13 protein-coding genes are annotated in these 14,020 nt (G+C 58.2%); 3 read left to right on the top strand and 10 right to left on the bottom strand.

The genetic code is table 11. The features are described 5' to 3' along the window. Positions 1-99: 99 nt before the first annotated feature. The 7 genes from DB51_RS08575 to leuC form a co-directional block, all read right to left on the bottom strand. Positions 100-1,296, bottom strand: coding sequence for a D-alanine--D-alanine ligase family protein (locus DB51_RS08575; RefSeq protein WP_034253239.1), 1,197 nt, complete (start codon positions 1,294-1,296; stop codon positions 100-102). 207 nt (positions 1,297-1,503) lie between these two features. Continuing rightward, entirely contained in the window at positions 1,504-2,499 is a 996-nt protein-coding gene (locus tag DB51_RS08580) for an NAD(P)H-dependent glycerol-3-phosphate dehydrogenase (RefSeq protein ID WP_034253241.1), read from the bottom strand. A 121-nt stretch (positions 2,500-2,620) separates the two neighbouring features. Beyond that, positions 2,621-3,505, bottom strand: coding sequence for a lysophospholipid acyltransferase family protein (locus DB51_RS08585; RefSeq protein WP_034253243.1), 885 nt, complete (start codon positions 3,503-3,505; stop codon positions 2,621-2,623). Between the two features lie 216 nt (positions 3,506-3,721). After that, positions 3,722-5,053: a UDP-N-acetylglucosamine 1-carboxyvinyltransferase gene (gene murA, locus DB51_RS08590; protein ID WP_034253245.1), complete on the bottom strand. Its 1,332-nt coding sequence runs from the start codon at positions 5,051-5,053 to the stop codon at positions 3,722-3,724. 143 nt (positions 5,054-5,196) lie between these two features. Further along, positions 5,197-6,372, bottom strand: a complete 1,176-nt coding sequence (locus tag DB51_RS08595; protein WP_051867407.1) for a beta/alpha barrel domain-containing protein — start codon at positions 6,370-6,372, stop codon at positions 5,197-5,199. A gap of 265 nt (positions 6,373-6,637) precedes the next feature. Then, positions 6,638-7,318 carry a 3-isopropylmalate dehydratase small subunit gene (gene leuD / locus DB51_RS08600; protein WP_034253246.1) on the bottom strand — a complete coding sequence of 227 codons (681 nt, stop codon included), beginning with the start codon at positions 7,316-7,318 and terminating at the stop codon, positions 6,638-6,640. A 119-nt stretch (positions 7,319-7,437) separates the two neighbouring features. Beyond that, positions 7,438-8,841 (bottom strand): 3-isopropylmalate dehydratase large subunit, encoded by a 1,404-nt coding sequence (gene leuC, locus DB51_RS08605; protein ID WP_034253247.1) that lies wholly within the window; start codon positions 8,839-8,841, stop codon positions 7,438-7,440. Between the two features lie 131 nt (positions 8,842-8,972). Between leuC and DB51_RS08610 the strand changes: the two genes are divergently transcribed. Then, the gene (locus DB51_RS08610) at positions 8,973-9,812 is read left to right on the top strand and encodes an IclR family transcriptional regulator (protein ID WP_034253248.1); all 840 of its coding nucleotides are present in this window, start codon (positions 8,973-8,975) and stop codon (positions 9,810-9,812) included. A 42-nt stretch (positions 9,813-9,854) separates the two neighbouring features. Here DB51_RS08610 and DB51_RS10470 read toward each other — a convergent pair whose 3' ends face one another. Beyond that, the gene (locus DB51_RS10470; RefSeq protein ID WP_051867408.1) at positions 9,855-11,327 is read right to left on the bottom strand and encodes a metallophosphoesterase family protein; all 1,473 of its coding nucleotides are present in this window, start codon (positions 11,325-11,327) and stop codon (positions 9,855-9,857) included. A gap of 242 nt (positions 11,328-11,569) precedes the next feature. On the opposite strand from DB51_RS10470, the gene DB51_RS08620 reads away from it, so the two are divergent. Beyond that, complete coding sequence (locus DB51_RS08620) at positions 11,570-12,343, top strand: (S)-acetoin forming diacetyl reductase (RefSeq protein ID WP_034253250.1); 774 nt, start codon at positions 11,570-11,572, stop codon at positions 12,341-12,343. A 199-nt stretch (positions 12,344-12,542) separates the two neighbouring features. On the opposite strand, the gene DB51_RS08625 is transcribed toward DB51_RS08620, so the two are convergent. After that, a complete protein-coding gene (locus DB51_RS08625) occupies positions 12,543-12,722 on the bottom strand; it encodes a hypothetical protein (protein WP_156958292.1) in 180 nt (59 codons plus the stop codon). A 227-nt stretch (positions 12,723-12,949) separates the two neighbouring features. Here DB51_RS08625 and DB51_RS10240 point away from each other — a divergent pair, with 227 nt between their 5' ends. Next, positions 12,950-13,087 carry a hypothetical protein gene (locus tag DB51_RS10240; protein ID WP_156958293.1) on the top strand — a complete coding sequence of 46 codons (138 nt, stop codon included), beginning with the start codon at positions 12,950-12,952 and terminating at the stop codon, positions 13,085-13,087. Between the two features lie 52 nt (positions 13,088-13,139). Here DB51_RS10240 and DB51_RS08630 read toward each other — a convergent pair whose 3' ends face one another. After that, positions 13,140-13,883 carry a siderophore-interacting protein gene (locus DB51_RS08630; RefSeq protein ID WP_034253254.1) on the bottom strand — a complete coding sequence of 248 codons (744 nt, stop codon included), beginning with the start codon at positions 13,881-13,883 and terminating at the stop codon, positions 13,140-13,142. Positions 13,884-14,020: the final 137 nt, after the last annotated feature.

Genomic DNA, 14,020 nt, shown 5'->3' on the forward strand with positions numbered 1-14,020 from the left:
TTCATAGGCAGGTCAAAAGACTGCAATTACACCACAACTGCATCGACCATACTCACGATATCGCCAGCGATCCCTACACAAACGCATATAGACGGTCTTTTAGCGCAGCACACCCTCGATAAGTCTGGTGATGAGCTCGGTATAGCTGACACCGCTTGCCTCCCATGCCTTGGCATACATGGATATAGGCGTGAATCCCGGCATGGTGTTGATTTCGTTCACCATCACTTCCCCGTCCTCGCCGACAAAGGTGTCGACTCGGCTGAGCCCCTGGCCATCTACGGCCGCAAAGGCGGTGGCGGCGATTTCACGAACGCGCTGCAAGGTGCTTTCGGGAATATGGGCAGGAACCTCGACATGGGATGCTTCCGCATCCATGTACTTGCTGTCGAAGTCATAGAAGGATTCATCGTTCTGCTCACGGCTGTCGAGCACAACCTCACCGGGCAGACTCGTTGCGACCTGATCCCGTTCCGATGCCCGCAGGACCGCGCACTCGATTTCCCGAGCCTGGATGCCCTCTTCGACCAGCACTTTCCAATCATGCGACGATGCCTCGAGCAACGCTGCAAGAAGCTCATCACGGTCGCCGTCATGCTCGATTTTGGTTACCCCGAAACTCGAACCTGCTCTGGAGGGCTTGACGAACAACGGGTATCGCAGATGCGCGTTCTGTATCTTCGAAAGAATCTCGTCGCCACGTGACCTTCGGCCCTCTTCATCCTCGGGAATCGTCCGGGTATCCACCGTGATCCACGGTGCCACCGGAATGCCCGACGCCTGGAGCAGGACCTTGGTGAAATGCTTGTCCATGCAGGCCGCAGAAGCGAAGACGCCACAGCCCACATAAGGCACATCCATCATTTCCAACAGGCCCTGGACGGTTCCATCCTCGCCGTATGGGCCATGCAACACCGGGAACACCGCGTCGACATGTCCTAGCGAGGTGACTTCGCCGCAACCCGGCGACGTGGCGACCGTCTCGTCCGAGACGTTTGCGTCGGTCAGATCATCGTGATCGCCGATCATGAATCCGTCTGCCCCGCGAGCCACGTCCAACAGCACCGGTCTGGCCTGTTCGGTGATCTCCACGCTCGGCAGGCCGTCGCCACCGAGACTCCAGGCACGGGGATCATCGCCATCGACGATCCACTGCCCGCTGCGGGTGATGCCTACGGTGACCACGTCGAAACGGTCAGTATCAATGGCGTTGAGCACGCCCGATGCCGATATGCAGGAAATCGGATGCTCATCCGCTCGGCCACCGTACAAGACCACAATCCGCTTCTTTGGCATGACACTCCTTCATTCACCATTTCACAACCGCGATATTCACGCTGGTCCGATACCTGCGGGCATGCTCGCCGATCTTGCGCCCGACATCCGCACGAGCGCTGCAGACTTCACCCAACTGATAGAAAGACTACTACCGGCACCGCTATCGGTTCCGTCTCGGCGTTCTCATCCACAACTTCACCACGATGCATGATGGCAAGGGTTCGTCTACTCCGCGGAAACATCCGACGCGAAAATCTCGGCGAGCATCTGCCCACATGTCAGACCTTCGCTCAACACCTTGCTCATGGCGCTGGCAAGCGGTGTCGATACACCGAGTCTGCCGCCGAGCGCGGCCATCGCCTCGGTCGTAGGCACACCTTCCGCGACTCCGTTGCTCGCCTTCGTGGCCTCTTCGGGCGACATGCCCTTGCCCAGGTTGGAGCCGAAAGTATAGTTTCTGCTCAATGGAGACCCGCAGGTGGCGATAAGGTCGCCCACTCCGGCCAGTCCGGCAAAGGTATGCTCCTGGGCCCCGGATGCGACGCCGAGGGCGATGAGTTCCGCGAGACCTCGGGTCTGCACCAATGCAGCGGTGTTCTCTCCATATCCCGCTCCCCTGCACATGCCGACGGCGAGCGCCACGACGTTCTTCAGTGAACCGCAGAGTTCAAGACCGACCACATCCGGTGATGTATACGCTTTGAAATAGTCGGTGGTGCATGCGAGCGCAACCTTCCTGGCGGTCTCCGGGTCGGCGGAAGCGACCACGGTCGCGCTGGGCATCTTTGCGGCGACCTCCTTGCTCAGATTCGGCCCTGACACGGCGGCGAAGCGTTCAGCAGGAATATCCAGGGATTGACGAACGACCTCATCCATTCTGGCACCGGTACTGCGCTCTATACCCTTCATCAAAGAGACGACGATGGCATTCGCAGGAATAAGAGGGGCGAACTGCTCAAGCGCTCCACGTGCGAACTGCGCGGCGATCGCCACTACGACGATTTCGGCATCACGCACGGCCTCCGCGCGGTCGGTGCTGGCCACCATCGCGTCCGGAAGACGGTCGACGCTCGGCAGACGCGAACTATTGCGATGATTGGTATTGATGTCTTCGACGATATCGGGTTCCAACCCCCACATCATGACGGAATTCCCGGCATCGGCCAGCACCTGACCAAATGTGGTTCCCCATGCACCTGCACCCAACACACTTACGTTCATCTTGCTGCTCCAAACGGAAAGCGTCGTATTCCGGCACTTCCCAACTGATTGATTTGCTGTCACACCATGCGAGCCGACCATTACGGCCCGGACTCGACCGGCACTTGAGCACTAGCCGAGTTTACCGTGCTTTCCGGGTCATCGTAGGATAATCCCACAGTCCTTCAGCAGGCGGTGCCTCTCCTCGGATTTCGACCATGATCTCTTCCATCCGAGCACGAACACGCCTGGAAAGCTCATTGACTGCCGCGACGGGAGGCTCATCGCCCCACTGATCCGAATCCTCGAGAAGATCTCCATAATCCAGTGCGCCGTCATAGCACATCACGACGTTCTTGCGAGGCCACGGCCACCAATGATTAATCGATGCCGCTCCCCAAGTCACCGCAACGTGCAGGGGAATCTCTTCTCCGTGACGCCTTGAAGCCTCCAAGGCGATGAATCCGATGCCCGGTTTCAGCGTCATCGGCCATTTGAGTGGATCGCGGGAAACCGTACCTTCAGGCCACACCGTCAACGGTCTTCCTGAGGTGAGGATATCTATGGATTCCTCTTCGATGATGCGAGCCTTGCCACTGCGTCGTGGCACCGGCTGCATTCCTACCAGCTGAAACCATTTGCCGATAATCGGCCATCCGGCCATTTCGGCCTTGGCCATGTACCTCGGGCGTCGCCCCATATGGAACAGCGCCATCATCGGTATGAACACGTCGAACTGCGTCACATGAGTGGCTGCGGTGATGAACGTTCCCGTTTCCGGCACGTGTTCGAGGCCCCACGCCTTCACCTTGCAACGGTTCCTCACCACCCAGGAGGCACCGGCGAGCAGACGGTCCGTGGCCTTGGGATTCTGCGCCGCGATTTCTGCGGCATTGGGTCGATGCACACCAGTGGGATAATACCGAGTCGGGTCCACGAGGTCGTGCCGCTCACGAAGCCGATCCATCTGCACATCAGAAAGAGGCTCCACGGCAGAACGCGGAGAAGGTTTTCCTTTGGATACCATAACTCTATTGTGCCCTATGTCCGGACCCGACAGCGCAAGGGCCGCCGTGCTCCTCGGAAATCTCAGCCGCGATCAGACCTCTCCGGCTTCACGCCATCCCGCCTCGAGAACGTTGTACACGTCTCCGCTTGACCACGGAGCGTGCCTCGTCTCTCTGCACCTCACATGGAGGCAGAGAGACGTGACCAGTTCTGATTGGGAGGCCCCTCAAGGGCTTCAGGAGATATCGGCTCCGAGAGCACTGAGCTTCTCTCGGAAATCCTCGTATCCGCGGTCTATCAGGGATATGCCGTGAACGGTCGAAGGACCCTTCGCGGTAAGCGCGGCAATCAGATGGCTGAATCCTCCACGCAGGTCAGGAACGTCGATATCCTGTCCGGTCAAAGGCGTCGGTCCGAAAATCACTGCGGAATGTTCGAAATTCTGCTGTTGGAAACGGCAGGGCAAGGAGCCGAGGCATTCACGATACAGCTGAATCGTCGCCCCCATGGAAATCAAAGGCTTGGTGAATCCGAAACGATTCTCGTAAACCGTCTCATGCACGATGCTCAAGCCCTTGGCCTGTGTGAGCGCCACGACGAGCGGCTGCTGCCAGTCGGTCATGAATCCGGGATGCACATCGGTTTCGATGGCCACCGGCTTCAAATCACCGCCTGGATGCCAGAAACGAATACCGCGGTCGCTGATGTCGAATTCGCCGCCGATCTTCCTGAATACGTTGAGGAAGGTCATCATCGAAGGCTGGTCCGCGCCCTCCACGAAAATGTCGCCATGCGTGGCGAGTGCCGCCGAAGCCCAGCTTGCACCCTCGATGCGATCAGGCAGTGAGGTATGGGTATAGCCCTTGAGCGATTTGACGCCTTCGATACGGATCGTGCGATCAACATCCACCGAAATCTGAGCGCCCATCTTCTGCAGCACCGCCACCAGATCCATGATCTCCGGTTCTGTGGCGGCACCGGAAAGCTCGGTCTTGCCCTCGGCCAGCACGGCGGCGAGCAGGGTCTGCTCAGTGGCACCGACGGATGGGTATGGAAGATGAATCTTCGCGCCGTGCAACCCTTCAGGTGCGGTGATATGAATTCCTGCCTCATGTTCCTTGTCGACCTGGGCACCGAGTCTGCGAAGGGTTTCAAGATGGAAGTCAATCGGCCGGCTGCCTATGCGGCATCCGCCCAGAGCAGGGATGAAGGCCTCACCCAGGCGATGCAGCAGCGGTCCGGAGAAGAGGATGGGAATTCTCGAAGAGCCCGAAAGCGTATCGACATCCGCGACATCGGCCAATTCCACATGGCTGGCGTCGATGGTGACAACGCCCTCCTTGGATTGCACGTCCACTCCCACACCGTGCAGACGCAGCAAATCGGACACCACCTGCACATCCCTGATTTCAGGAACGTTTTTCAGTGTTGACACACCAGGTGCCAACAGTGCCGCAACCATGGCCTTGCTGACGAAATTCTTGGCTCCACGCACCTTGATTGTGCCTTCGAGAGGTTTACCTCCCACAACATGCAGCACATCGTTCTTGGCTTCAACACTGGCCACGGCAGACTCCTCTTTATCCGAATGCGGTCCTCGCAAGACTGCTTCTCTCTACGACTTCAAACAGTCTGCCACATGCCATGTGGGGACAGCGTGAAATGTGCGGGAAGCCGAACCCAGCCTCCACACCTTAAGACCCTTCCGACTCACCGGCCCAAGGCATTCGCGACTCGCCTGCCGAGCATCGGGTCCCACATCGCTCCGGTCGCGCTCATTACCGCATCGGCCCCGACCCCTCGGTATTCAGCGAAGTCTTCGGCATCGAGCACGCCGCCGACCCCGACGATGGAGAACTCCAAGTCCCGTCGCGAACGCATCGCATCCAGTCTGGCGACCATATCCAGACCGGAAGGCCGTATGGCATTGCCGCATACGCCGCTGCGGTCACGTCCTTCGCCGGGCAATGCCTGACGTCCATGCGAGTCGACCAGCTTGGCGGAAATCGTGTTGATCGTTGCCAGACCCTGCACCACACCGTGCGCCACGGTCGCTTCGACCAGGCGATCAAGAAAACGGTCATCAGGAATGTAGGCGAGTTTGACGATAAGCGGTATGTCGCCGATACGATTTTTCACCGCTTCGCATATTCGTCCCACCAGATCCGGATCGTCGCAGAGCAGCCGGTGCTTGCCTTCGTTCGGGCAGCTCGTATTCATCTCGATAACCTTCACGCCGGTCTCCGCCAACAGGGATGCCGTATCCACATGGTCCTGGATATATCCCTTGGTGTCCATTCCGGAAACCCGTGAACCTTGGAAACTGCCGATGAGCAGCTGACCGATACCCGCGTGCGACATGGCTCGCTGCATGTCGGGCTGCCAGACATCCGGGTCGCGCGAAGGCACGCCGAAGGAATTCGAAATGGAAATCGGCCGTTCATAACGGTCATCGGCGAGCACACCATCCTCGCTTTCCGGGCCTCCGGGTTCGAGGAAACCGTTGGAAGACTTCGGGTGAACAGCCAGCACGTTGGGGAATGGATTGCACTCCCATGCCCTCGAGCGCACGGTCTTATACACGCATATATCGAAACCCATGTCGAACGCGGCATCGGTAAAGGCACTGTTGAGCAGAGGACCGGCGGGAATGCCGAAGGGCGTTCTCAAGTGCTGGCCGAGAAAGTCATACGGGGTCGGCGCGGTCTTATCGGCACCGTCGGCACCGTCAGCGGGATGCTTCGTCGCAAAATTCGCGACATCAGCGAAAGCCCCGAACGGTCCCTCACGATAGTTGTCCTCATAGCTGCGCCGCACATCGTAGAACGACTGCAGGTCGGCGGCCTCGTCAGCATGACGGTCGATTCCAACAGTTCCGCTGCTCATATTCTCTCCCCTGCACCTTGCTCCGCATGGTGTCTTCAATGGTGTCTTCGGTCGTGTGCGCTATGCTCTCGTCAACACTGTAACCGCTCCCCCGAAACTGTGCATCCGAAACTGTGCGCCAAGGCATGCTGAGCCGGCTCTGCTCATTGTGGTGTGCAAGGACCCGATACGATAACTGCACTAAAAGGACAGCAATACGGTAAAGATTTCTTCGAAAAGCTGTCCTTTTAGTGCAGTTATCGCTGCCCGTACCTCCGCAAGAGCTTTACGCTCTTGCGCTCAGAGGTCCGGGCCAATTGTCCTGCTCTTCGCGGGCTGAGGATATGGGCTGTGAGGGGAGATGCTTCGCGGGCAGGGTCTTCGGCTTGAACGGGAAACGTTCGGCGCGGCGACGCTCATAGGCGGTGATGTCATCTTCGTGCTGCAAGGTCAAATCGATATCGTCGTAACCGTTCATCAGACGCCAACGCGTATAGTCGTCCACTTCGAAAGGCAGCGTGACATCACCGCAGGTGGCCGTCCGCTCCTCCAGATTGACCGTGACGCTTCGCCCCGGCTCCTCCTCAAGAATCTTCCACAGCAATTCAATCGATTCCTGAGGCATGATCGCAGCAAGCACCCCATTCTTCGCGGCATTGCCATAGAAGATATCGGCGAAGCGAGGGGCTATCACCACGCGAAAGCCGTAATCGTGCAAAGCCCAGACGGCATGCTCTCGTGACGAACCGATGCCGAAATCAGGTCCTGTGACCAATACCTGGCCGCCCGCATACTCCTTCTGATTCAGCACGAAGGACGGGTCTCTCCGCCAGGCATAAAACAAGGCGTCCTCGAACCCCGACTTCGTGACTCGCTTCAGGAACACGGCGGGAATGATCTGATCGGTATCCACATTCGACCGTCGAAGGGGCACCCCAACACCGGTTATCACATTAAGCTTTTCCATATTCACCGCACCTTCTCAACATCATCGAAACATTTGCCGGCCATGACCCCAACGCGCATCCGTCAGGCAGACAGTGACGGACCTTCCTAAACTCCCACGCCACTATCGATTCAGGCGATTCACAGATCTACCGGGCTGCTGATCGTTCCGCGAACGGCGGTCGCAGCAGCCACCAGAGGAGATGCCAGATGAGTACGGCTGCCCTTGCCCTGACGTCCCTCGAAATTCCTGTTGGAGGTCGAGATCGCGCGTTCACCTGGAACCATCTTGTCCGGATTCATTCCCAGGCACATCGAGCATCCGGCATTGCGCCATTCGGCCCCGAAATCCTCGAATACCTTGTCGAGTCCCTCGCTCTCCGCCTGCAGACGAACCCGCGAGGAAGCCGGAACCACCAGCACACGATGAATGTTCTTGGCCTTGTGCCGACCTTTCATCACGGAAGCCGCAGCTCGCAAATCCTCGATACGACCATTGGTACAGGAACCGATGAACACCGTATCGACCGGAATCTGTTTGATGGACATGCCCGGTTCGAGTCCCATATACGCAATGGCGCTGGCCGCCGCGCGGCGCTGCGTCTCGTCGTTGATCTGTTCGGGAATGGGCACCTCCGCGTTGATCGGCAGACCCTGCCCCGGATTGGTCCCCCACGTCACGAAGGGAGCGAGTTCGGATGCATCCAAGGTCACTTCCTTGTCGAAGACCGCATCATCATCGGTCTGCAGAGTCTTCCAGTATTCGACCGCCTGATCCCACATCTCACCTTCCGGTGCGTGCGGACGCCCCTTGAGGTATTCGAAGGTGATCTCGTCCGGAGCAATCATTCCAGCCCTTGCACCGGCTTCTATGGACATATTACATATGGTCATTCGGGCTTCCATGGAAAGCTGATGAATCGCCTTGCCACGGTATTCCAGTACATGCCCCTGCCCGCCGCCGGTGCCGATTTTGGCGATAATCGCCAGCACGATGTCTTTGGCGGTGACTCCTTCGGGCAAATCACCCTCCACGTTGATGGCCATCGTCTTGAACGGTTTGAGACTCAGAGTCTGAGTCGCCATCACATGCTCGACCTCCGACGTCCCTATGCCGAAGGCGAGCGCTCCGAACGCACCGTGGGTCGATGTATGCGAATCGCCGCACACCACGGTCATGCCCGGCTGGGTGAGCCCGAGCTGCGGCCCGACCTGATGCACGATTCCTTGGTCGGCATCGCCGAGCGCATGAAGTCTGACTCCGAACTCCTTGCAGTTGCTTTCCAGCGTGGAAATCTGCAAGGCCGAGGTCTTATCCGCTATCGGACGGTCGATATCCACGGTCGGAGTGTTGTGGTCTTCAGTCGCAATGGTCAGATCGGTGCGACGCAGGCGGCGGTGGGCAAGACGCAGACCTTCGAAAGCCTGCGGGCTGGTCACTTCGTGCATCAGCTGCAGGTCGATATAGATTAAGTCGGGTGCGCCGTCCTGACCTTGACGCACCAAATGGTCGGCCCAGACCTTCTCGGCCAGCGTTGTTCCCATCATCCACCTCGTTATCCGTTCCGTTCCCCCTCGGGAAACGGTCAGTGTTGTTGTGCCTTACATCGAGTATGAAGCGTCAGCCAATTTCTGGACTTTTGCATTTCACAATATGAGATGGCATAATCGCTGTTATGACCTTCAGCGAATCCCTCCCAGAAGTGACCGAGAATCGGCGGAACGACGCCGAAAATCCCGTGGCAGTACCCCCCGTTGCCATCACCCCCGTAGATGACTCCGAGATTCATTCCGGTGTCGGGGTTCTTGACAAAACCGTAAAGATACTGGATGCTCTCGAATCCGGTCCTTCCACACTGGGCCAACTCGTCGCGGCGACGAACCTCGCCCGACCAACGGCACATCGTCTCGCCATCGCGTTGGAGCGCCACCGTTTCGTCCTTCGCGACTCGCACGGGCGCTTCGTGCTCGGTTCCCGCTTCGCCGAGCTCGCGGCGGCTGCGGGCGAGGACAGACTGCTCACCGCGGCCGGACCGATCCTCCAGACCCTTCTCGACCGTACAGGCGAGTCCGCGCAGATATTTCGCCGCCAGGGCGATCAGCGGGTATGCATAGCCTCGGTCGAACGCAGCAGCGGGCTGCGCGACTCCATTCCGGTCGGTGCGATGCTCTCGATGGAGGCGGGTTCCGCCGCACAGATACTGCTCGCATGGGAAGATTCGGAACGTCTGCACCGTGGGCTTCGTCATGCGAAATTCACGGCCAGCAAGCTCGCGGCCGTCCGCAAACGCGGTTGGGCGGAATCCTCGAACGAACGCGAAGCGGGCGTCTCCTCCATATCGGCGCCGATACGAAACGCTTCGGGTAGCGTCATAGCGGCAATCTCGATATCGGGACCCACTGACCGTATGGGCACGGCACCGGGACGTCACTATGCCCCCTTGGTCATGGCCGCGGGCAAATATCTTTCGGATGCGATTGCCAAAGCCGCGCCCCTGTCCGGGGCAAACCTCTAAGCACGGCCTGCCGCTCGGCACGGCGTCAACGGCATTCGTCGCTCACCGTCTTCTCCGCGATGCCCTCAGAGATGCGAACAGCGCTGCCAAAGTCGCCAGTCCTCCTGCAAGAACTCCGGGTTTGCGCAGGAGATTCACCGCATCACCGGTCGAACTGGGCATATGGCTCAACGCGAAGGTATAGGCCTTGTGTGTTTGCGGCTTACCGACCAGGTCGCCGAACTCCAGGAGCTGCGTGCGGGGATTGTGAGGATGTCTGATATCGAACTCAAACAATCGCGCCGCGCGCTTGCGTGGAACAGGCCCGTATGAACCGAAGCCGCAGGTCGGTGTGGCTCCGAGCATCATGCCCTCATAATTGCCGACGAAACCGTTGCGGTGGTCATGCCCGGCAAACAACCCGAAATATCCTTCGCTCCTTCGCATGATTTCGAACTCTCCGCAATCGGTATCAGGGCAGCTGATACCCTCTCCCAGATAGCTTCCCGCAAGCGTCTTGTTCTCGTCGAGAACAAAGCACTGAGAATCGTAAGCACGATAGCCCTGAATGGCATATGGCGTGGTCGTCGGCACTGGGCGAAGCAGCTCGTAGAACTGGGGAATGGGAATGTGCTGGAATACCATCGCCTTGGTCCGCAGCAGCGCAGGAATCTGCGAGAGGAACGTCAGAGCGGCGCGGGAAGGAACCCCGTATCCTCCTGTTTTCGCATAATCGCCCGAATCCACGATGGCCAGCCCGAATACGTTCCGCCTGCCATTGAGATCGCTCACCGGAAGTGCGAAGGTACCGGGCTCGCACGCATACACGGTTTGATTCGGCAGGCCCGAGCCGGGCTGCTTCCTCGGTTGAGTCGGACGGGCCGCAGTGGCCTCGGGATTCAAGCACCCGGGAAACTCCCGATAGATCGCATCCATCTGCGCCGTATCCAGACCACACTGGAAATCATGATTGCCGTAGGTCACCGCAAAGGGAATTCCCCTTTCGATGAGAGGAGACAGGAATTGCGCGATGCTCCGTCTGACCATGTCCTTGGTCAGCTCAAGGTCCTTCTCACGCCCTTCATCGGCGTACTCATATTCGGCCAAGGAAGGAGCCGGGCCATCTCCGCCCGCATCGGCCGTTCCTGCAGTCTGGACCTGCCCCCCGTTGATTCCCTGAAGCGCACTGCCCACCCAATTGCTGACACTGCGTCCTGCCGCGTACACGCCATCCCATCCGGTGCTCCAGCGACGTTTCCTGAAGGTTTTGGCATATGCCGCATCATATCCGGCAATCTGATCCCCGGTGAACACCACCAGGTCAGGACGCGAGGCATCGCACGCGGCTGCGATAAGGCTGATGGTATCGGCGGAAACCTTGGGGCCGTCCTGCACATCACTGAGCTGCAGGACTCGGAACTTACCCGAATGATGGAACTGCAGACGTCCCAGACGTGCCGAGACCGAGACCGCGTCTCTCTGCGAAAACTGTTCCGATTCCCCAACGGCGCTGCGCGATGGTCGAGCTTCAATCATGATTCAACAGTACTTCACGCATCTGTGAAATCTCACATCTGTGAAATCTCAATCAATGACATGTCTGGCGCCACGGATTCCCGCATCCGTGTTTGCGGCAATCGCCGCACCCAAGCCACTCTCCGGACCGCATGCAGACTGTCGACATCATCTCGCGCAATTGCCACTTATACTTAATGCAGTCGCACGCCCTCGTGGTGTGAGACCTCTATCACGGATGAAGCAACAAGGGGGTTTGCATCATGTCCAAAGAAGTAGCGTTTATTACAGGTGCGGCACAAGGCATCGGGGAATCCATCGCACGCAGGTTGGTTGCCGACGGTTTCGCGGTGGCGATCGCCGATCTCAACATGACACTCGCCGAGGAAGTCGCAGCCTCCATCACCGAGAATGGAGGAACCGCCGTAGCCGTCCGTCTTGACGTTTCGGACCGGGAAGGCTTCGCATCGGCGATGAGCAATGCAGTCGACGCCCTAGGCGATATGAATGTGTTGGTCAACAATGCGGGAATCGCACCGACCACACCGATCGATACCATCACTCCCGAGCTGTTCGACAAGGTCTACCACATCAATGTGGCCTCGTGCATCTGGGGTATGCAGGCTGCGGTCAGTGCATTCAAGTCGCTCGGGCACGGCGGGAAGATCATCAATGCGGCCAGTCAGGCCGGTGTCGTCGGCAACGCGAATCTGATGCTGTACAGCTCCACGAAGTTCGCCATTCGCGGCCTGACACAGGTCGCCGCCAAGGATCTGGCGAAGGACGGCATCACTGCGAACTCCTTCGCTCCCGGAATAGTGAAGACACCGATGATGATGGACATAGCGCACCAGGTTGCGGTCAACGCCGGGAAAGACGACGACTGGGGCATGTCGACTTTCTCGAAGGACATCACGCTGGGTCGTCTGAGCGAGCCTTCGGAAGTGGCGGCAGGAGTGTCGTTCCTTGCAGGTCATGACTCCGATTACATGACCGGTCAGACCCTCATCATCGACGGTGGCATGCAGTTCCAGTGATCGGCCCTCGGCAAACTCCTGATACCTCCTGCGACCCTTGGCCTCGTGTGAAGGCACCGGGACGGGGAAGCCGTACGTGATGCGACTCAATATGACGATTGCCGTGTGGAATGACTGAGATTCAGTCATTCCACACGGCAATCGATGGTATGTGCACCACAGGAATGCGCACTTGAAGCGCGCATTCGTGTCGGTGCGGTTAGAAGGTGATCACGAAACGGTAATCGCGTCCGTCAAGAACACTTGACACGTACTCGTCCAAGTCGGATTTGGCGAAATCAACCCCGATGGAACGAAAGCCCTTGATGGCTTCCGACCGCAGAGTATGAGCTTTCGTCTCATTGCCTGTCGAACGCAGTTTCCTGTCTTCAGCGCTCACGTTTCGCGCCATATCCCACTTCTGGTTTTTATCAGAATGAATTCGCATGCCTTTATGCATAATATTTCTCGTAATTTCTAAACACATCTCGTCTATGACCGGTCCTTCCGGCCTCATATATTCTCTGTATTCGGTGATTACTATACACCTGTTTCCCATATGCCCATTGCTGTCAGCGAATACGCTCCGTGGAGCCAATCAACAGCTTGGCGTGCCATAATCGCCGGATGGACGATTACATGTTGGATGGGGACTTCGACCGTGAAACCCTGCAGGAGATGGTTGAACTGCGGGATCTCTTCGAATTGGGCGTCATTGACGAAACGGAATTTTCGAACCGCATCGCACAGCTGATGGATTGGTGAGCGTCCCGCCACACCTGCCGTATCAGGACATGATTGAGGCGCCTTCCGTCTTCTAGAAAGCGCGTCCCGCTATCCAGTACGCCTGAATGTGCGCTGACTTTCGAGGAAAACGATATCGTCGGCTCACCAGCGGGCGCATCGCCTGAACCGCGGCGCGTTCTCCTGCGGCCCAGAACTGCCAGTTGTCGAATCCCTCACCATCGTGTCGCAAATCCTCCAGCACTCTTTCAACACAGCTGGCTGGTGTTTCGCGTCCCGTAAATCGCACCGTGATGCACTGGCCCTCACGTTTCGGCAGAAATGCGGACAGATCATGGGTGCCGCCCAGAACAACCGAGGCATCAACACCGGCCGGCAGACTACGTATGATGGAGCACACGGCAGGGAATGCCGTTTCATCCCCATAGAGGACGACGCCCTTGAGCCCCTCACCGGGTTGAAAAGGCCGAGAACCCATCACCTGTGCCTGCAGGCGGTCGCCCTGTTTGGCGGTATTCGCCCACTGCGATGCAGGCCCTCCGTTCTCATGCTTGAAAAAGTCGACATCACAGGCATCCGCGTTCGGGGAAAGGTCCGAAATCGTATATCCACGTTGCACCGCACTGCCATCTGCCGAAGGAAACCATAAGCGCAACCACGCGGCGGGGCCCTGCAGAGTTTCAGGTAAAGTCTGGTCGGCGGAAAAGGTGACTCTTCTCATCGTCCCATTGCATACTTCCCGTATACCCACCACCTCGAGATCGAGCACTGCAGCGCCCAGCAAATCGAGAACGGCCCCCTGGATTCCTCTGCCCACAGTATTCTCCCGTCAACGATTCTTCTGCAGGCAATTCCCTCGGCGGGGATGGTTCCTGACACATCCGGCATGAATGTTCATGATTCTATGGAAAGGATGGGGAGGTGTAAAGAGTCCAAGCCGAATTCATCACGACC

Origin of the sequence: Bifidobacterium crudilactis, from assembly GCF_000738005.1 — a bacterium.
Taxonomy (GTDB): Bacteria; Actinomycetota; Actinomycetes; order Actinomycetales; family Bifidobacteriaceae; genus Bombiscardovia; species Bombiscardovia crudilactis.